The following is a 14,904-nucleotide window of genomic DNA, read 5'->3' on the forward strand; positions in this document are numbered from 1 at the left end:
AATTATTTTGAATACAACTCTACAATTAGATTCTCATTTATATCTGAATCTAAAAACTCTCTAGCTGGAAGTTCTTTATAAACTCCCGAATAAGATTTATGGTCTATTGCCAACCATGGACAATCTTCACGTAATGAAAAATTTTCTATTGAATATTTAATCCTTGCTTGTGCCTGAGCCTTTGGAGCAATGGCAATCTCATCTCCAGCATTTAGTTGATAACTAGGAATATTAATCTTAATTCCATTTACTAAAATAGATTTATGAGCTACTAATTGTCTTGCTTCTGCTCTCGTAAGAGAAAAACCCATTCTATAAACTACGTTATCTAACCTACTTTCTAGCATCTGCAATAATTTATCTCCAGCAACACCTTTACCTCTAGTAGCTTTTTTATAGTAATTGCGAAATTGCTTTTCCATTACTCCATATATTCTTCTTACTTTTTGTTTTTCTCTTAACTGCACACCATAATCTGAAAGTCTATTTCTTCTTTTTGAGTGCTGCCCTGGTAAAACCTCTGCCTTACATTTATCTTCAAAAGAGCGAATACCCCCTTTTAATAATAAATCTTTGCCTTCTCTTCTAGAAAGCTTACATTTTGGTCCAATATATCTAGCCATTAAACTCTCCTCTTTTTTGGAGGTCTACAACCATTATGCGGTATGGGAGTGACATCAGTTATTTTAGTTATCTTAAAACCAGCTCCATTTAAAGATCTTATTGCCGATTCTCTTCCTGAGCCTGGACCTCTTACTTGAATCTCTAAACTTTGCATACCATAAGGTTGAACTAATTCAGCCACTGCTTGACCAGCTTTTTGAGCAGCAAAAGGAGTACTTTTTCTTGAACCTTTAAAGCCTTGGGCTCCTGCACTTGATTGGGCCAAGGAATTTCCTTGCTTATCTGTTATAGTTATTAAAGTATTATTGAAAGTTGCTGAGATATGAGCTATTCCTTCACTAATTTTTCTTAAACTTTTCTTTTTTGTAGTATTTTTTGCCATAATAATTCTTACCTTCTTATAGGACGCGTAGGTCCCTTTCTAGTCCTAGCATTATTTTTTGTTTTTTGTCCATTAACTGGTAAATTCTTTCTATGTCTAATTCCTCTATAAGTTCCTAAATCCATAAGTCTTTTAATATCCAGAGTCACTTTTCGTCTTAAATCTCCTTCTGTTAGAAATTTACCTACTTCTTGTCTTAATTGCTCAATCTGTTCTTCATTCAAATCAGATATTTTTATAGAAGGATCAAAATCTAGGTCCTTACATATCTTCAAAGCTCTAGTCTTTCCAATACCATAAATATGAGTCAATGAAATTACTGTATGTTTATTATCTGGAATATTAATGCCTGCTACACGTGCCATATATTTCTCCTAACCTTGTCTTTGTTTGTGCCTTGGTTCAGTTTTACAAATAACATAAAGAACTCCTCCTCTTTTCACAGTCTTACAATCTCTACATATTTTCTTTACTGAAGCTCTTACTTTCATCTTATCTCCCAAGCATGGAATTATTCCCATACCCTTTTAAATTTGCTTTCTTAAGGAGTGACTCATATTGTTGAGACATTAAGTGAGACTGAACTTGGGCCATAAAGTCCATAACTACAACAACCACAATCAAGAGAGAGGTACCTCCTAAATAAAATGGAACACTTGCTGAAACTATTAGAAATTGAGGAAGAAGACAAACTAGAATTAAGTAAGCTGATCCCCAAACAGTTAACTTGGTCATTACAGAATCAATGTAGTTTGCTGATTGCTCACCAGGTCGAATTCCAGGCATATATGCACCTGATTTTCTTAAATTTTCAGACATCTCTTTTGGATCAAATTGAAGAGCTGTATAAAAGAAACAAAAGAAAGCAATCAATGAAGCGAAAGTAATTACATAAAGTGGTTGTCCTGGTCCAAGAGCCAAAGCAATTTCTTGTAACCATTCAAATCCATCTGATTGTCCAAACCAAGTTGAAGCAGATGCTGGGAAAAGTAATAAACTACTAGCAAAGATAGCAGGAATAACGCCTGCTTGATTTATTTTCATAGGTAGATAAGAGGCTTGACCTTGAACCATCTTTCGACCTTGTTGTCTTCTGGCATAATTAACTGTTATTCTTCTCTGTCCTCGCTCTATCCAAACAATAAAAGCTATTGCAGCTAATGCCACTATTCCGATTACTAAAAGCATTATTAAACTAAGATCTCCTTGTCTAGCTTGCTCGAAAACTTGACCAATTGCTCTAGGTAAGCCAGCAACGATACTAGAAAATATGATTATAGAAATACCATTACCTATTCCTTTTTCTGTGACCTGTTCTCCAAGCCACATCAAGAACACAGTTCCTGTAACAAGTGATACTACTGCTGTAATTTGAAATATAATTCCTGGTTCTAAGGCTAAATCTTGATTTTGAAGACCTAAAGCCAAACCTGAAGATTGAATGATTGCTAGTAAAATTGTTCCATACCTTACATATTGAGTTCTTTGATTCCTACCTGAACCACCTTCTTCTCTAAACCTCTTTTTAACAGAAGGAGTCGTTCCCTCTATAAGACTCATGATAATTGATGCAGTAATATATGGCATAATATTCAATGCCATAATACTCATTCTCTCAAGCGCTCCTCCTGAGAACATATTAAACATATCAATTAATGTTCCCTGATTCTGCTCAAACAAACTTGCTAACCTATCTGGATCAATTCCAGGGATAGGAATATGCGTTCCTATTCGATAAATAATTATTGCAAGCAATACAAAACGGAGTCTTGCCCAAAGCTCTGAGAGTCCTTTACCTGATTCTGTTTGCTTACTAAATGACATCTTAATTTATACTTCCGCCCGCTTCTTCTATAAGTTTTTTAATTGATTTGGTTACATTTATACCGCTAAGCTTCAATTTCTTTGATTCTTGAATATCTAAAAATACTTTTACCTTTTTAGTGGATTTCTTTACAACTTTAGACTCAATAAGAGTTGATAATGATATCTCTTCAAGGTCTAATTTTAATAACTCACTATATCTAAGCTCTTCAGTATAATTATTTTTTCTTGAAGTAAATCCATACTTAGGTACCCTCTTTTGTAAGGGCATTTGTCCGCCTTCAAAACCTGGTCTTACTCGTCCACCAGATCTTGATTTCAAGCCTTTATGTCCTCTTCCACTAGTTTTTCCTGTACCACTTCCCGGTCCTCTTCCAAGCCTCTTTTTTAGCTTATTTCTCTTAGGATTTGGTTTTAACTCACTTAAATTCATTTTTTAATCTTTCTTTTAAATTAAGGTTACAAGATGATGTGCCTTATTTATCATCCCTCTATTTTCTGGAGTATCTTTCACAGTTACAACTTGTCCAACTTTACTAAGACCTAATCCATGCACACTTTTTCTATGGACCCCTTTTGAGCCTATTAAGCTCTTCGTTAACTTAATTGATATTTCCTTAGCCATATCTAATTTTTTCCTAACCTTTTTGCAACATCTAAAGCAGATTCCATCTGCTCTAATCCTTTTAAGGTTGCTCTCACGACATTCGCAGGATTAGTAGATCCATAACATTTGGCTAAAACATCTTTAACTCCTACTAATTCTAATACTGCTCTCATAGCACCACCTGCAATTATCCCAGTTCCTGGAGCTGCTGGTTCCATATAAATATAAGAAGAGCCATGTTTAGATTTTATAGGATACTGAATCGTGTCTCCCTTTAATTCAACCGATGTCATATTCCTTCTAGCAGAATCTAATGCTTTTTGTATCGCTAGAGGCACTTCTCTTGCCTTTCCTCTTCCATAACCTATCTTTCCATTTCCATCTCCAACGACTGTTACAGCAGTAAAACCAAATATTCTGCCTCCTTTTACCACTTTAGCTACTCTATTAACTTGAACTAGCTTTTCTTCTAAAACTTCGCCGCCTACATTATTATTAATATCTTCTTTTTGCATAATCTCTTAAAATTTTAAACCTTGCTCTCTAGCTGCTTCAGCTAAAGCTTTAATTCTTCCATGAAATTTATATCCTGACCTATCAAAAGCTATTTCGGTAATTCCTTGCTCTATTGCTCTTTGGGCAACTAATTTACCAACTTTCTCCGCTGCACCTTTATCACCTGTTTTATCAGATCTTATATCAGACTCTAAAGACGATGCTGAAACAAGGACTTTAGATCCATCAAAAGAAGTTACTTGAGCATAAATATGCTGATTAGATCTAAAGACAGTCAAACGATTTATTTCTCTAGACCTAATCTTTGATCTTGTTTTTACAGATCTTTTTTCTCTCTTTAATTGTTTATTTATAATTGCCATTTCTTAAGATTTTTTTGATTCCTTCCTTCGGATATGTTCATCTGCATATTTAACGCCTTTACCTTTATAGGGCTCTGGTGGCCTTATAGATCGTATCTCTGCAGCAACTTGACCAAGTACCTGTTTGTCAATTGATTTCAAAGTGATCTCTGTTTGTGACGGGAGTTCGACTTGGACTATTTCTGGAATTTCATATTTTACCGGATGAGAAAAACCTAAACTTAGTTCTAAAGTTTTTCCTTGTAGATTAGCTCTATATCCAACACCATTTATTTCTAACTTACGTTCAAAACCTTGAGTCACACCTACTATATTATTTAGAGAAAGCGCCCTCATAGTGCCTGTAATAGCCAAAGCTTCCTTAGAGTCGTTAACTGGCTCAAAACTCATATTCTCTTTTTCTAATTTAAGAAAAGTTAATTTATTAAGCAATAAAGAAATTGAACCCGCCTTCCCTTCAAAAGAGAGTATCTCATCATTTTGCTGAATATCTACTCCTTCAGGAATAGATATTGGTTTTATCGAAGTTCTTGCCATATTAAATATATATTAAAAAACTGAACAAAGTAGTTCCCCGCCTATACCTGCTTCCTTAGCCTGCCTATCAGTTAATAAACCTTTATTAGTCGAAACTATTGCTACACCTAAACCCCCTTTAATTGAAGGAAGATTCTTGTGATCAGCATATCTCCTTAATCCTGGTTTGCTAAGTCTCTTTAATTCTCTTATAACAGGCTTTCCTTTGTAGTATCCTAAAGAAACCTTCAAGAAAGGTTTATTAGAATGCTCCTCAACAATCATATCTTTTAAATAGCCCTCTTTTATCAAAATTTCTATTAAAGCTTTCTTTTTTGAAGAAGAAGGCACTAACAAACTATCTTTATTCCTGGAATAAGCATTATTTATCTGCGAAAGAAGATCTGAAATTGGATCGTGCATACTCATATTTTTACCAACTAGATTTAACTAACCCTGGAATATCACCTTTCATGGCCAATTCCCTTATTTTATTCCTACAAAGTCCAAATTTTCTATAAACAGAATGAGGTCTTCCTGTCATTGCACACCTTCTTTGAACTCTTGAAGGGCTAGCATCTCTAGGAAGTTTCTGAAGACTAACTTGAGCATTATACCTATCCTCATCAGAAGTTTTAGGGCTTCTGATAAGCTCTTTTAAAGCAGCTCTTTTAGCAGCATATTTAGCAACAGTTTTTATACGTCTTGCTTCTCTAGCTATCATTGATTTTTTTGCCATACAGTCCTCTTTCTTTAGTCTTTAAATGGAAATTTCATTGCTTTCAAAAGCAATATTCCTTCTTTATCAGTTTTAGCAGAAGTGGTTATAGATATATCCATACCTCTTATCTTGTCAATTTTGTCATAATCTATTTCAGGAAAAATAATATGCTCTTTAATCCCTATGGAATAATTCCCTTTACCATCAAAAGATTTAATATCAAGCCCTCTGAAATCTCTTTCTCTTGGAATCGCTATTCCTAAAAGCCTTTGTATAAAATCATACATTCTATCCTTTCTCAATGTAGTCTTGCAGCCAATAGGAACTCCATCTCTAATCTTAAAGCTCGCTACTGACTTTCTTGTTTTAGTAATTTGAGGTTTTTGGCCACTTATTAAAGTTAAATCTTCAAAAGCTTTCTCTAGAACTTTTTTATCTTGATTGGCTTCTCCAACTCCCATATTTAGAGTAATCTTAGTTATCTTGGGAACTGCCATATAAGACTTCAACCCTAAACTTTCTTTCAATTCAGGTATGACAACTTTTTTGTAATGCTCCTTTAATTGAATCATTTACTTTACCTCTCCTCCAGTAGACTTAAAGATTCTTATTTTTTTTCCATCTTCAAGAGTCTTAATTCCTATTTTTTCTCCTTTTTTTGTTGAAGGATTAAAAACCATTAAATTAGATATAGATATTGGGGATTCTTTCTCTATTATTCCTCCTTCAATTCCTAGTTGAGGATTAGCTTTAGTGTGTTTCTTGATAATTTTTACTCCCGAAACTAAAGCTTTATCATTGTTAAGTAATTTCGTTAAAGTCCCTTGTTTCCCTTTATCTTTTCCAGCGATCACAACTACCTTATCTCCTGTCAAAATCTTTTTCATTTTTAAAGCACCTCTTGAGCAAGTGAAACTATTTTCATGAATTGCTCACTCCTGAGTTCTCTAGAAACAGGCCCAAATACTCTAGTTCCTATTGGTTGCTTCTGTTGATTAATCAGAACGGCTGCATTTTCATCAAATCTGATGGCAGATCCATCTGGTCTTCTAATTTTACTCTTAGTTCTAACTACTACTGCATCAGCAACATCTCCTTTATTTACTCTTCCCTTAGGCGAAGCCTCTTTAATAGAGACTTTGATCACATCTCCTACTCTGGCATATCTCCTTTTAGAGCCACCCAAAACACGAATACACATAACTGTCTTAGCACCACTGTTATCAGCTACATTGAGATATGTTAACTCTTGAATCATATTTTATCCTCTAAGAAAAATCAGTTCCTTTACTAACAACAGAAACTAACCTCCAAGATTTAGTTTTAGAAAATGGCCTACACTCTTCAACCAAAACAGTATCACCTTTATTTGATTGATTCGTTTCATCATGGACTTGCAGCTTAGAAGATTTTCTTATAATCTTTTTATATATAGGGTGAGTAACAGTTCTTTCTATGAGAACTGTTAAAGTCTTGTCCCTAATACTGCTTATTACTAATCCTTTTTTTTGTTTAGAATTTTTTTCTTCTTTCATAACTATTTAGAATCTTTTGATTCATTTGTTAAAGTTTTAAGCCTCGCTATTTGCCTTCTTACTAATTTTATTTTATGAGTTTCTTTTAATTGTCCTGTTTTTAAATTAAATTTAAGATCTACCAACTCTTTCTCGAGTTTTGAATTCTCAGAAACATTATCTACTTCTCCTTTTCTAAGTCTTGAAAGTAAACCTTCTTTAGCCATGTTAAATTCTCTTTATAAATGAGGTTGAAACAGGTATCTTAGATGAAGCTAATTTAAAAGCTTCTCTTGCTAGCTCTTCATCAACTCCTTCCATTTCATATAAAATTTTTCCTGGTTTAATAGGACATACCCAATACTCAACATTTCCTTTTCCTTTTCCCTGTCTTACTTCTAGAGGCTTCTTTGTTATAGGTTTATCAGGAAAAATTCTTATCCAAATCTTTGCTCCTCTTTTAACTTTTCTAGTCATAGCTCTTCTAGCTGCTTCTATTTGACGAGAAGTTATTGCGCCTCTAGAAGTAGCCTTTAAACCATAAATACCGAAATCTAGATTATTGCCTCTTTGTGCATATCCAGTATTTCTTAATTTCTGTTGCTTTCTATACTTAGTCTTTTTTGGCTGTAACATTTAATTAACTCCTATCGAGTTGTTCTCTTTTGAAATCTAAAATTTCTCCTCTAAATACCCAGGCCTTCACACCTATAATTCCATATTGAGTTTCAGCTTCTGCCAACCCATAATCTACATCTGCTCTTAAAGTATGAAGTGGAACTCTACCTTCTCTATACCATTCCGATCTTGCTATCTCTGCTCCACCTAATCTTCCACCTACTTGGATTTTTACTCCCTTTGCTCCCTGTCTCATAGAGTTTTGAACTCCTCTTTTCATAGCTCTTCTAAACATTATTCTTTTTTCAAGTTGCTGGGCAACACTTTCTGCAACTAATTGTGCATCAAGATCTGGTTTTCTTATTTCTTGTATACCTAAAGTTACAGGAACTTTCATAATCTGAGTTATTTCATTTCTCATACGATCTATATCTTCTCCTTTCTTTCCTATCACAACACCTGGTCTAGCAGTGTGAATCAATACCCTTGCATTATCAGCTGTTCTTTCTATGGTAACTTTACTAACCGAAGCATGAGATAATTGACCTAATAAATGTTCTCTCACTAGGATATCTGTAAGTAAATTTTCTCTAAATTGGTTTTTTTCTGCATACCATATAGAATTATGATCTCTCACAATTCCGAGTCTAAAACCTATTGGATTAACTTTTTGGCCCATTTTAATTTCCGTTACTAACTGTTAAATAAATATTGCATGATCTTTTAAACACTCTATCTGCTCTACCTCTGGCTCTAGGTCTAATTCTTTTTAAGGTAAAACTATCATTTACTGAAATACTTGATACATAAAGACTATCAACATCTAAGCCATTGTTATTTTGAGCATTAGCAATAGCTGAATTTAGAACTTTCTTAATAATACGTGCTGACTTTTGAGGCTCAAAAGTTAAAATATCTAAAGCCTGACCTACATTTTTTCCTCTTATTTGATTTGCTACGAGGGCAACCTTCCTAGGTGAAATCTTAGCACTTTTCAGTTTAGCATTTACTTCAGTCATATTTATTCCTTGGTCTTCCTATCTCCGGAGTGACCTTTAAAGGTTCTAGTTCCAGCAAATTCTCCCAATTTATGTCCAACCATATCTTCTTGGATAAATATTGGAACATGTTGTCTTCCATTATGTATACCTATGTTCAACCCAACCATTGTAGGAGTAATCATTGACCTTCTTGACCAAGTTTTTATTGGTTTCTTATCCTTATTAGCAGAAGCTATATCTACCTTTTTTTCAAGATGTAAATCAATAAATGGTCCTTTTTTAAGCGATCTTGGCATGATAAATTCCTATTAGTACCTATGTCTTACAATTAAATGTTCGTTTCTTCTATTTTTTCTTGTCTTATAACCTTTAGTTGGCACTCCCCAGGGAGTTACCGGATGTCTTCCTCCTGATGTTTTACCTTCTCCTCCTCCATGAGGATGGTCTATAGGATTCATAGCTACCCCCCTAACTGTTGGCCTAATTCCTGACCATCTTTTAGCACCTGCTTTGCCTATAGATCTTAGTTGATGTTCAGGATTAGAAACCGAACCAATAGTAGCCCTGCAATCAGCTAATACCCTTCGTATTTCACCACTTTTTAATCTCAAGGTGCTGAATCTTCCTTCCTGAGCTATTACTTGTAAAGAAGACCCAGCACTTCTTGAAAGTTGAGCTCCTTTACCTGGAAAAAGTTCTACACAATGAATAACTGAACCTAGAGGTATATCTTTTAATTTTAAACAATTACCGTCTTTTATTGGTGAAGATTGCCCTGATTGAACTGTATCTCCTTTCGTGAGACCTTCTGGCGCTATAATATAAGCCCTCTCTCCATCAGCATAAAGGATTAAAGCAATTCTAGCTGACCTATTGGGGTCATACTCAATCCTCTCTACTGTTGCAGGTATCCCATCTTTGTCTCTTTTAAAATCAACAATCCTGTAATGATGTTTATGGCCCCCACCTCTATGCCTTACTGTAATTCTTCCTAAATTATTACGACCTGATTTTTGTTTCTTTTTCTCGACTAATTTATGAAACGGATCACCTTTATGTAAATTATCTCTAGATGTCCATGATCTAAATCTCCTACCAGGGGAAGTAGGTTTCGCTCTTTTTATCATACTTACCATATTATTCACCCCCCACAGCTATATCTATAGATTGGCCTTCTTTTAACTTAACATAAGCTTTTTTCCAATCCGGCTTCTTTCTTAACCTATTACTTTTTCTATCTTTCCTTGTTTTTCCTTTCATCTTAACTACTTGAATTTTCTCAACATTGACTGAATAGTATTCTTCCAATGCTTTTTTTATAGATAATTTAGTGGCAGGTAAAGTAACCTTAAAAACATATTGATTATGCTCCGAAGTAAGCCTAGATGTTTTCTCAGTAACATAAGGTGTTTTTAAAAATTGTATGTTACTTTTACTCATCTAATTTAAAGAGGCTGATATTGATTCTAGACTAGATGATGTTACTACCACAGACTTAGCTCTTAGAAGCATTGAAGGGTTTATACCATGGACAGTTTGCACATCTATGTCTTTTAAATTCTTGGAAGCTTTAAGAAGTTCTTCATTTTTTTCAGAAAGAACAAATAATGCAGATTCTAAACCTAGATTCTTTAAGATATTATTGACCTCTGAAGATTTTGGAGGAACTTCAATCACCAATTCAGATAATGCAACTAGCCTTTCTTCTTTCAAAACTTTTGACCAGATAGACCTCATAGCCAATCTATACATCTTCTTATTTATTGATTTAGGTCTTGTTTTTGTATAAACATGAGCAAAAGTTATACCTCCACCTCTCCAAATAGGACTTCTGGAAGTGCCTGCTCTTGCTCTACCTGTACCCTTTTGTCTCCAAGGCTTTTTCCCACCGCCTTGAACAGCTGATCTATTTTTTTGCCCTTTAGTTCCTTGATGGCTATTAGCTATATAAATACTTATAAGTTGGTGGACTAAATCTGAATTAAAAGGTTGCTCAAAAACAGATGAGTTCAGATCTATATCTGAAGTACTTTTTCCTAGCTGATTATATAATTTAATTTCCATCACTTATTTAACAGATGGTCTCAAAATCACATGAGTACCATTTGCTCCAGGTATACTCCCTTTTATTAAAACTGTATTTGTTTCTGGGTATATTCCAACTACCTCTAAATTTTGTATAGTTTTCTTTTCAAATCCCATATGTCCTGACATCTTTTTTCCTTTCCATACTCTTCCTGGAGTTTGACATTGACCAATTGAACCTGGAGCTCTATGAGATAATGAATTTCCGTGAGTTGCGTCCTGCATTTGAAAATTCCATCTTTTTACAGTGCCCGCAAAACCTTTTCCTTTTGAAGTGCCAGAAACATCTAATTTCTGCCCTACTTCAAACTGATCTAGTCCAATTTGACTTCCCAGAGATAGACTTTCAACATTTTCTGGTTCTACTTGAAATTCCCAAAGGCCTTCGCCAGGGTTTACTTTTGATTTATTGAAATGACCTAATTCAGATTTTGTTAAATTTTTTTCTTTTTTTGTACCGAAGGTTACTTGAATTGCATTATAACCATCAATTTCTTCTGATTTAACTTGAGTTATAGAATTAGGAAAAACTGAAACTACTGTTACCGGAACAGATACTCCTTCATCAGAGAATAATCGTGTCATTCCCTCCTTCTTACCAATGACTCCTATAGACATTAGCTAACCTCATCAAGACTAATTTGCACATCTACTCCAGCTGAAAGATCAAGCTTCATCAGTGCATCCACAGTCTTATCTGTAGGTTCAAAGATATCCATAGTTCTTTTATGAGTTCTTATTTCGTATTGATCCCTGGCATCTTTATCTTTATGAGGAGAAATAAGAATTGTTGTCTTGTGTTTCTTCACAGGAAGAGGAACTGGTCCCTTTACAATGGCACCTGTTCTCTTAGCAGTTTCAACAATTTCTCTTGCTGACTGATCTATTAATTTATGATCAAAAGCTTTTAATCTTATTCTTATGCTTTGCTTATTCATTTCTATATTTCTTTTCTTTTCAACGCCTTAATAAGTAAGTTTCCAGACAAAAAATCTTAAATCCCTTCAATTTAAAGAATTTAAGGTTTCTTCTATGTAAAAGAGCGTGAATTCTAGGTTTTAGGCCCCAAACTGTCAACACTAATATTAGTAAAAGCCCAATAAAAATAGAGTTTTACTAGAAAGCTAGATTTATCTAGAGTTTTTACTTATAACCGTCTCAGCTACATTAGGAGGAACTTCAGAATACTTAAGGGGTTCCATAGTAAAAGTTGCTCTTCCTTGGGTTTGAGAACGAACATCTGTAGCATATCCAAACATCTCAGCTAAAGGGACTTCAGCATTTACTATTTTTCCACCTGGCCCATCTTCCATACCTAATATTATAGCTCTTCTTCTGTTTAAGTCTCCCACTACATCACCCATATAATCTTCAGGGGTAACAACCTCTAAACTCATAACAGGCTCTAATAAAGCCGGATTAGCCTTCAAGGCACCATCTTTGAAAGCCATTGATGCTGCTACCTTAAAAGCAACTTCACTTGAATCTACATCATGATAAGAACCATCAAAAACAGTACACTTAACATTTACTAAAGGATAGCCTGCTAACACTCCTGATTCCATCTGTTCTTTACACCCTTTGTCTACTGCTGTAATAAATTCTCTAGGAATTGCGCCGCCTACAATTTCATTAACAAATTTATAATTTTCTTCTGAATCCTCTTCTAAAGGCTCCATTTTAAGGAATACATGACCATATTGACCTCTACCACCTGATTGACGGACAAACTTTCCTTCTGACTCAATTATCTTCCTTATCGTTTCTCTATATGCAACCTGAGGTTTTCCTATATTAGCATCCACACTAAACTCTCTTCGCATTCTGTCCACTAGGACATCCAAGTGCAACTCTCCCATTCCTGATATTATTGTTTGACCTGACTCTTCATCTGTTCTAACTCTAAAAGAGGGATCTTCGGCAGATAATCTTCCCAAGGCAAGTCCCATTTTTTCTTGATCTTCCTTAGTTTTTGGTTCAACTGCTACGGATATAACTGGTTCAGGAAAGTTCATTGCTTCTAAAATAATTGTTTTCTTTTCTTCACAAAGGGTTTCTCCTGTAATTGCTTGTTTTAATCCAATTACAGCACAAATATCTCCAGCTCTTACTTCAGATATTTCTGTTCTATCATTTGCATGCATTTGTAACATTCTTCCTATCCTTTCTTTTTTACCTTTAGTTGGAAGATAAACAGAATCTCCTGTGCTTAATGTTCCTGAATAAACTCTTACATAAGTTATGGAACCAACAAAAGGATCAGTAGCAATCTTAAAAGCTAAAGCTGAAAAGGGTTCCTCATCTTCTGCTTTTCTATAATCCTCCGTTTCTCCATCCTCTTGAGTGCCTTTAACTGGCTTTACTTCATTTGGAGCGGGTAAGAAATCTACCACAGCATCCAACATAGTTTGAACTCCTTTATTCTTAAATGCTGATCCGCAAAGAGTCACCACTATTTCATTTTCTAGAGTTCTAATTCTTAGACCTTCTTTAATATCCTTTATGGAAAGGTCTCCAGTTTCAAGGTACTTATCCATAATTTCTTCATTAGCTTCTGCAGCTGACTCCAAAAGATTCTCTCTCCAATGTTCTGCTTGAGAAATCATGTCCTCGGGAATATCTTCAAGAGAGAAAGAAGTACCTTTATCTTCTTCACTCCAAAAGATTGCCTTCATTTGAATAAGATCAATAACTCCTTTAAAGGTATCCTCTGCTCCTATTGGCAGCTGGGTTGGAATTGCATTTGCCCCTAATCTAACTTTCATCTGTTTAACTACTTTTAAAAAGTCAGCTCCAGTTCTATCCATTTTATTAATGAAAGCTATGCGAGGAACTTCATATCTATCTGCCTGCCTCCAAACAGTCTCTGATTGTGGCTCAACCCCTGAACTCCCACAAAAAACTACAACTGCTCCATCTAAAACTCTTAAAGATCTCTCAACCTCAATAGTAAAATCAACATGTCCAGGAGTATCAATTATATTTACACGATGTTCCGGGTATTGTTGTGAAGTTCCCTTCCAGAAACAAGTTGTTGCAGCGGAAGTAATAGTGATTCCTCTTTCTTGTTCTTGTTCCATCCAGTCCATTGTTGCAGCGCCATCATGAACCTCTCCAATTTTATGAGATATACCAGTATAAAAAAGTACTCTTTCAGTAGTGGTAGTTTTACCAGCATCAACATGAGCACATATACCAATATTTCTATACAAATTAATAGGTGTAGTTCTAGACATGATTTAAAATTTTCTTGGGTTGATTAAAATCTGAAATGGGAAAAGGCTCTATTAGCCTCAGCCATTCTATGCGCATCTTCTTTCTTCTTTATTGCTTCCCCTTTGCCTTCTGAAGCATCTATTAATTCTTGAGCTAATCTAGATGACATATTCTTCTCCGACCTAGAACGAGCTGACTTAACTAACCACCTCATTGCTAAAGCTTGACTTCTTGAAGGTCTTACTTCGATTGGAACTTGATAAGTAGCTCCACCTACTCGCCTAGATTTAACTTCAACAACTGGTGCTACACCCTCTAAAGCCGCTTCAAAAATCTCGAATGGTGGTTTTTTTGTCTTTTCTTCAATTATGTTAAAAGCTCCATATAATATGCCTTCTGCTATGGATTTCTTTCCATCTAACATTATCTGATTCATAAACTTAGCAACTTTAGTATTTTTATACTTAGGATCAGGTAAAGGTTTTCTTTTTGGAGCCGCTTTTCTTCTTGACATAATTTTACGAATTATTTAGATTTTTTTGAACCATATTTAGATCTTCTTTGCTTTCTATCATCCACTCCTGCAGTATCAAGAGTACCTCTAACAGTATGATATCTGACCCCTGGAAGGTCTTTAACTCTCCCACCCCTTATTAGAACTACTGAGTGTTCTTGAAGATTATGTCCTTCTCCACCTATATATGAGATCACTTCATATCCAGAAGTTAACCTGACTTTACATACCTTTCTCAATGCAGAATTAGGCTTTTTGGGGGTAGTAGTATAAACCCTTGTACACACTCCTCGCCTTTGAGGCGAGCCTTTTAATGCAGGTACTCCAGTTTTTTCATACTTTCTTTTCCTTGCACCCCTTATTAATTGATTTACTGTTGCCATATATCTTTTGCAATGTTGTTG

General features: G+C 34.8%; 29 protein-coding genes. All 29 read right to left on the minus strand.

Going from position 1 to position 14,904, the window contains the following annotated elements; all coding sequences use genetic code 11:
- Positions 1-2: 2 nt before the first annotated feature.
- The 29 genes from rpsD to rpsL all read right to left on the minus strand — a co-directional run bounded on the left by rpsD (position 3) and on the right by rpsL (position 14,883).
- On the minus strand, positions 3-623 hold the full coding sequence (rpsD, locus tag P8J93_05350) for a 30S ribosomal protein S4 (protein ID MDG2061224.1): 621 nt from the start codon (positions 621-623) through the stop codon (positions 3-5).
- On the minus strand, positions 623-1,006 hold the full coding sequence (gene rpsK / locus P8J93_05355) for a 30S ribosomal protein S11 (GenBank protein ID MDG2061225.1): 384 nt from the start codon (positions 1,004-1,006) through the stop codon (positions 623-625). Before rpsK ends, rpsD begins: the two co-directional genes overlap by 1 nt.
- An 8-nt stretch (positions 1,007-1,014) precedes the next feature.
- On the minus strand, positions 1,015-1,371 hold the full coding sequence (gene rpsM / locus P8J93_05360) for a 30S ribosomal protein S13 (GenBank protein ID MDG2061226.1): 357 nt from the start codon (positions 1,369-1,371) through the stop codon (positions 1,015-1,017).
- 9 nt (positions 1,372-1,380) lie between these two features.
- Positions 1,381-1,497 (minus strand): 50S ribosomal protein L36, encoded by a 117-nt coding sequence (gene rpmJ, locus P8J93_05365; GenBank protein ID MDG2061227.1) that lies wholly within the window; start codon positions 1,495-1,497, stop codon positions 1,381-1,383.
- Position 1,498: 1 nt separating this feature from the next.
- On the minus strand, positions 1,499-2,830 hold the full coding sequence (gene secY / locus P8J93_05370; GenBank protein ID MDG2061228.1) for a preprotein translocase subunit SecY: 1,332 nt from the start codon (positions 2,828-2,830) through the stop codon (positions 1,499-1,501).
- A gap of 1 nt (position 2,831) precedes the next feature.
- On the minus strand, positions 2,832-3,263 hold the full coding sequence (rplO, locus tag P8J93_05375; GenBank protein ID MDG2061229.1) for a 50S ribosomal protein L15: 432 nt from the start codon (positions 3,261-3,263) through the stop codon (positions 2,832-2,834).
- A 15-nt stretch (positions 3,264-3,278) separates the two neighbouring features.
- Entirely contained in the window at positions 3,279-3,455 is a 177-nt protein-coding gene (gene rpmD, locus P8J93_05380) for a 50S ribosomal protein L30 (GenBank protein ID MDG2061230.1), read from the minus strand.
- A gap of 2 nt (positions 3,456-3,457) precedes the next feature.
- A complete protein-coding gene (gene rpsE, locus P8J93_05385; GenBank protein ID MDG2061231.1) occupies positions 3,458-3,952 on the minus strand; it encodes a 30S ribosomal protein S5 in 495 nt (164 codons plus the stop codon).
- 6 nt (positions 3,953-3,958) lie between these two features.
- A complete protein-coding gene (rplR, locus tag P8J93_05390) occupies positions 3,959-4,309 on the minus strand; it encodes a 50S ribosomal protein L18 (GenBank protein ID MDG2061232.1) in 351 nt (116 codons plus the stop codon).
- A gap of 9 nt (positions 4,310-4,318) precedes the next feature.
- Positions 4,319-4,852, minus strand: coding sequence for a 50S ribosomal protein L6 (rplF, locus tag P8J93_05395; protein ID MDG2061233.1), 534 nt, complete (start codon positions 4,850-4,852; stop codon positions 4,319-4,321).
- Between the two features lie 12 nt (positions 4,853-4,864).
- Positions 4,865-5,260 (minus strand): 30S ribosomal protein S8, encoded by a 396-nt coding sequence (gene rpsH, locus P8J93_05400; protein MDG2061234.1) that lies wholly within the window; start codon positions 5,258-5,260, stop codon positions 4,865-4,867.
- 4 nt (positions 5,261-5,264) lie between these two features.
- Positions 5,265-5,570: a 30S ribosomal protein S14 gene (gene rpsN / locus P8J93_05405; GenBank protein ID MDG2061235.1), complete on the minus strand. Its 306-nt coding sequence runs from the start codon at positions 5,568-5,570 to the stop codon at positions 5,265-5,267.
- 14 nt (positions 5,571-5,584) lie between these two features.
- The gene (gene rplE, locus P8J93_05410; protein MDG2061236.1) at positions 5,585-6,124 is read right to left on the minus strand and encodes a 50S ribosomal protein L5; all 540 of its coding nucleotides are present in this window, start codon (positions 6,122-6,124) and stop codon (positions 5,585-5,587) included.
- A complete protein-coding gene (gene rplX / locus P8J93_05415; protein MDG2061237.1) occupies positions 6,125-6,439 on the minus strand; it encodes a 50S ribosomal protein L24 in 315 nt (104 codons plus the stop codon).
- Positions 6,440-6,441: 2 nt separating this feature from the next.
- On the minus strand, positions 6,442-6,810 hold the full coding sequence (gene rplN, locus P8J93_05420) for a 50S ribosomal protein L14 (protein ID MDG2061238.1): 369 nt from the start codon (positions 6,808-6,810) through the stop codon (positions 6,442-6,444).
- 10 nt (positions 6,811-6,820) lie between these two features.
- Positions 6,821-7,087 (minus strand): 30S ribosomal protein S17, encoded by a 267-nt coding sequence (gene rpsQ, locus P8J93_05425; protein MDG2061239.1) that lies wholly within the window; start codon positions 7,085-7,087, stop codon positions 6,821-6,823.
- A 2-nt stretch (positions 7,088-7,089) separates the two neighbouring features.
- A complete protein-coding gene (gene rpmC / locus P8J93_05430; protein ID MDG2061240.1) occupies positions 7,090-7,293 on the minus strand; it encodes a 50S ribosomal protein L29 in 204 nt (67 codons plus the stop codon).
- A 1-nt stretch (position 7,294) separates the two neighbouring features.
- Positions 7,295-7,702 (minus strand): 50S ribosomal protein L16, encoded by a 408-nt coding sequence (rplP, locus tag P8J93_05435; protein MDG2061241.1) that lies wholly within the window; start codon positions 7,700-7,702, stop codon positions 7,295-7,297.
- 4 nt (positions 7,703-7,706) lie between these two features.
- Positions 7,707-8,363 carry a 30S ribosomal protein S3 gene (gene rpsC, locus P8J93_05440; GenBank protein ID MDG2061242.1) on the minus strand — a complete coding sequence of 219 codons (657 nt, stop codon included), beginning with the start codon at positions 8,361-8,363 and terminating at the stop codon, positions 7,707-7,709.
- Position 8,364: 1 nt separating this feature from the next.
- Positions 8,365-8,703: a 50S ribosomal protein L22 gene (gene rplV / locus P8J93_05445; protein ID MDG2061243.1), complete on the minus strand. Its 339-nt coding sequence runs from the start codon at positions 8,701-8,703 to the stop codon at positions 8,365-8,367.
- Positions 8,704-8,705: 2 nt separating this feature from the next.
- Entirely contained in the window at positions 8,706-8,981 is a 276-nt protein-coding gene (rpsS, locus tag P8J93_05450; protein ID MDG2061244.1) for a 30S ribosomal protein S19, read from the minus strand.
- 12 nt (positions 8,982-8,993) lie between these two features.
- Positions 8,994-9,812, minus strand: coding sequence for a 50S ribosomal protein L2 (rplB, locus tag P8J93_05455; protein ID MDG2061245.1), 819 nt, complete (start codon positions 9,810-9,812; stop codon positions 8,994-8,996).
- A 10-nt stretch (positions 9,813-9,822) separates the two neighbouring features.
- The gene (gene rplW / locus P8J93_05460; protein ID MDG2061246.1) at positions 9,823-10,125 is read right to left on the minus strand and encodes a 50S ribosomal protein L23; all 303 of its coding nucleotides are present in this window, start codon (positions 10,123-10,125) and stop codon (positions 9,823-9,825) included.
- Complete coding sequence (gene rplD, locus P8J93_05465) at positions 10,126-10,749, minus strand: 50S ribosomal protein L4 (protein MDG2061247.1); 624 nt, start codon at positions 10,747-10,749, stop codon at positions 10,126-10,128.
- A gap of 3 nt (positions 10,750-10,752) precedes the next feature.
- The gene (gene rplC, locus P8J93_05470) at positions 10,753-11,388 is read right to left on the minus strand and encodes a 50S ribosomal protein L3 (protein ID MDG2061248.1); all 636 of its coding nucleotides are present in this window, start codon (positions 11,386-11,388) and stop codon (positions 10,753-10,755) included.
- Positions 11,388-11,708 carry a 30S ribosomal protein S10 gene (rpsJ, locus tag P8J93_05475; GenBank protein ID MDG2061249.1) on the minus strand — a complete coding sequence of 107 codons (321 nt, stop codon included), beginning with the start codon at positions 11,706-11,708 and terminating at the stop codon, positions 11,388-11,390. The genes rplC and rpsJ overlap by 1 nt, the downstream gene beginning before the upstream one ends.
- A 192-nt stretch (positions 11,709-11,900) precedes the next feature.
- Positions 11,901-14,006 carry an elongation factor G gene (gene fusA, locus P8J93_05480; protein ID MDG2061250.1) on the minus strand — a complete coding sequence of 702 codons (2,106 nt, stop codon included), beginning with the start codon at positions 14,004-14,006 and terminating at the stop codon, positions 11,901-11,903.
- Positions 14,007-14,029: 23 nt separating this feature from the next.
- Positions 14,030-14,500, minus strand: a complete 471-nt coding sequence (gene rpsG / locus P8J93_05485; GenBank protein ID MDG2061251.1) for a 30S ribosomal protein S7 — start codon at positions 14,498-14,500, stop codon at positions 14,030-14,032.
- Between the two features lie 11 nt (positions 14,501-14,511).
- Positions 14,512-14,883, minus strand: a complete 372-nt coding sequence (gene rpsL, locus P8J93_05490) for a 30S ribosomal protein S12 (protein ID MDG2061252.1) — start codon at positions 14,881-14,883, stop codon at positions 14,512-14,514.
- Positions 14,884-14,904 lie beyond the last annotated feature (21 nt).

The sequence above is a fragment of the SAR86 cluster bacterium genome, assembly GCA_029268615.1.
GTDB lineage: Bacteria > Pseudomonadota > Gammaproteobacteria > Magnimaribacterales > Magnimaribacteraceae > JAQWNM01.

What these genes read in the sequence shown, in the direction of transcription:
- rpsK (MDG2061225.1), bottom strand. Translation starts at nt 1,006, where the DNA reads ATGGCAAAAAATACTACAAAAAAGAAAAGTTTAAGAAAAATTAGTGAA.
- rplN (MDG2061238.1), bottom strand. Translation starts at nt 6,810, where the DNA reads ATGATTCAAGAGTTAACATATCTCAATGTAGCTGATAACAGTGGTGCT.
- fusA (MDG2061250.1), bottom strand. Translation starts at nt 14,006, where the DNA reads ATGTCTAGAACTACACCTATTAATTTGTATAGAAATATTGGTATATGT.
- rpsD (MDG2061224.1), bottom strand. Translation starts at nt 623, where the DNA reads ATGGCTAGATATATTGGACCAAAATGTAAGCTTTCTAGAAGAGAAGGC.
- rpsH (MDG2061234.1), bottom strand. Translation starts at nt 5,260, where the DNA reads ATGAGTATGCACGATCCAATTTCAGATCTTCTTTCGCAGATAAATAAT.
- rpsN (MDG2061235.1), bottom strand. Translation starts at nt 5,570, where the DNA reads ATGGCAAAAAAATCAATGATAGCTAGAGAAGCAAGACGTATAAAAACT.
- rpsS (MDG2061244.1), bottom strand. Translation starts at nt 8,981, where the DNA reads ATGCCAAGATCGCTTAAAAAAGGACCATTTATTGATTTACATCTTGAA.
- rplD (MDG2061247.1), bottom strand. Translation starts at nt 10,749, where the DNA reads ATGGAAATTAAATTATATAATCAGCTAGGAAAAAGTACTTCAGATATA.
- rpmD (MDG2061230.1), bottom strand. Translation starts at nt 3,455, where the DNA reads ATGGCTAAGGAAATATCAATTAAGTTAACGAAGAGCTTAATAGGCTCA.
- rpsJ (MDG2061249.1), bottom strand. Translation starts at nt 11,708, where the DNA reads ATGAATAAGCAAAGCATAAGAATAAGATTAAAAGCTTTTGATCATAAA.
- rpmJ (MDG2061227.1), bottom strand. Translation starts at nt 1,497, where the DNA reads ATGAAAGTAAGAGCTTCAGTAAAGAAAATATGTAGAGATTGTAAGACT.
- rplP (MDG2061241.1), bottom strand. Translation starts at nt 7,702, where the DNA reads ATGTTACAGCCAAAAAAGACTAAGTATAGAAAGCAACAGAAATTAAGA.
- rpsC (MDG2061242.1), bottom strand. Translation starts at nt 8,363, where the DNA reads ATGGGCCAAAAAGTTAATCCAATAGGTTTTAGACTCGGAATTGTGAGA.
- rpsE (MDG2061231.1), bottom strand. Translation starts at nt 3,952, where the DNA reads ATGCAAAAAGAAGATATTAATAATAATGTAGGCGGCGAAGTTTTAGAA.
- rplF (MDG2061233.1), bottom strand. Translation starts at nt 4,852, where the DNA reads ATGGCAAGAACTTCGATAAAACCAATATCTATTCCTGAAGGAGTAGAT.
- rplO (MDG2061229.1), bottom strand. Translation starts at nt 3,263, where the DNA reads ATGAATTTAAGTGAGTTAAAACCAAATCCTAAGAGAAATAAGCTAAAA.
- rpsM (MDG2061226.1), bottom strand. Translation starts at nt 1,371, where the DNA reads ATGGCACGTGTAGCAGGCATTAATATTCCAGATAATAAACATACAGTA.
- rpsL (MDG2061252.1), bottom strand. Translation starts at nt 14,883, where the DNA reads ATGGCAACAGTAAATCAATTAATAAGGGGTGCAAGGAAAAGAAAGTAT.
- rplW (MDG2061246.1), bottom strand. Translation starts at nt 10,125, where the DNA reads ATGAGTAAAAGTAACATACAATTTTTAAAAACACCTTATGTTACTGAG.
- rplB (MDG2061245.1), bottom strand. Translation starts at nt 9,812, where the DNA reads ATGATAAAAAGAGCGAAACCTACTTCCCCTGGTAGGAGATTTAGATCA.
- rplV (MDG2061243.1), bottom strand. Translation starts at nt 8,703, where the DNA reads ATGACTGAAGTAAATGCTAAACTGAAAAGTGCTAAGATTTCACCTAGG.
- rpsQ (MDG2061239.1), bottom strand. Translation starts at nt 7,087, where the DNA reads ATGAAAGAAGAAAAAAATTCTAAACAAAAAAAAGGATTAGTAATAAGC.
- rpsG (MDG2061251.1), bottom strand. Translation starts at nt 14,500, where the DNA reads ATGTCAAGAAGAAAAGCGGCTCCAAAAAGAAAACCTTTACCTGATCCT.
- rplC (MDG2061248.1), bottom strand. Translation starts at nt 11,388, where the DNA reads ATGTCTATAGGAGTCATTGGTAAGAAGGAGGGAATGACACGATTATTC.
- rpmC (MDG2061240.1), bottom strand. Translation starts at nt 7,293, where the DNA reads ATGGCTAAAGAAGGTTTACTTTCAAGACTTAGAAAAGGAGAAGTAGAT.
- secY (MDG2061228.1), bottom strand. Translation starts at nt 2,830, where the DNA reads ATGTCATTTAGTAAGCAAACAGAATCAGGTAAAGGACTCTCAGAGCTT.
- rplE (MDG2061236.1), bottom strand. Translation starts at nt 6,124, where the DNA reads ATGATTCAATTAAAGGAGCATTACAAAAAAGTTGTCATACCTGAATTG.
- rplX (MDG2061237.1), bottom strand. Translation starts at nt 6,439, where the DNA reads ATGAAAAAGATTTTGACAGGAGATAAGGTAGTTGTGATCGCTGGAAAA.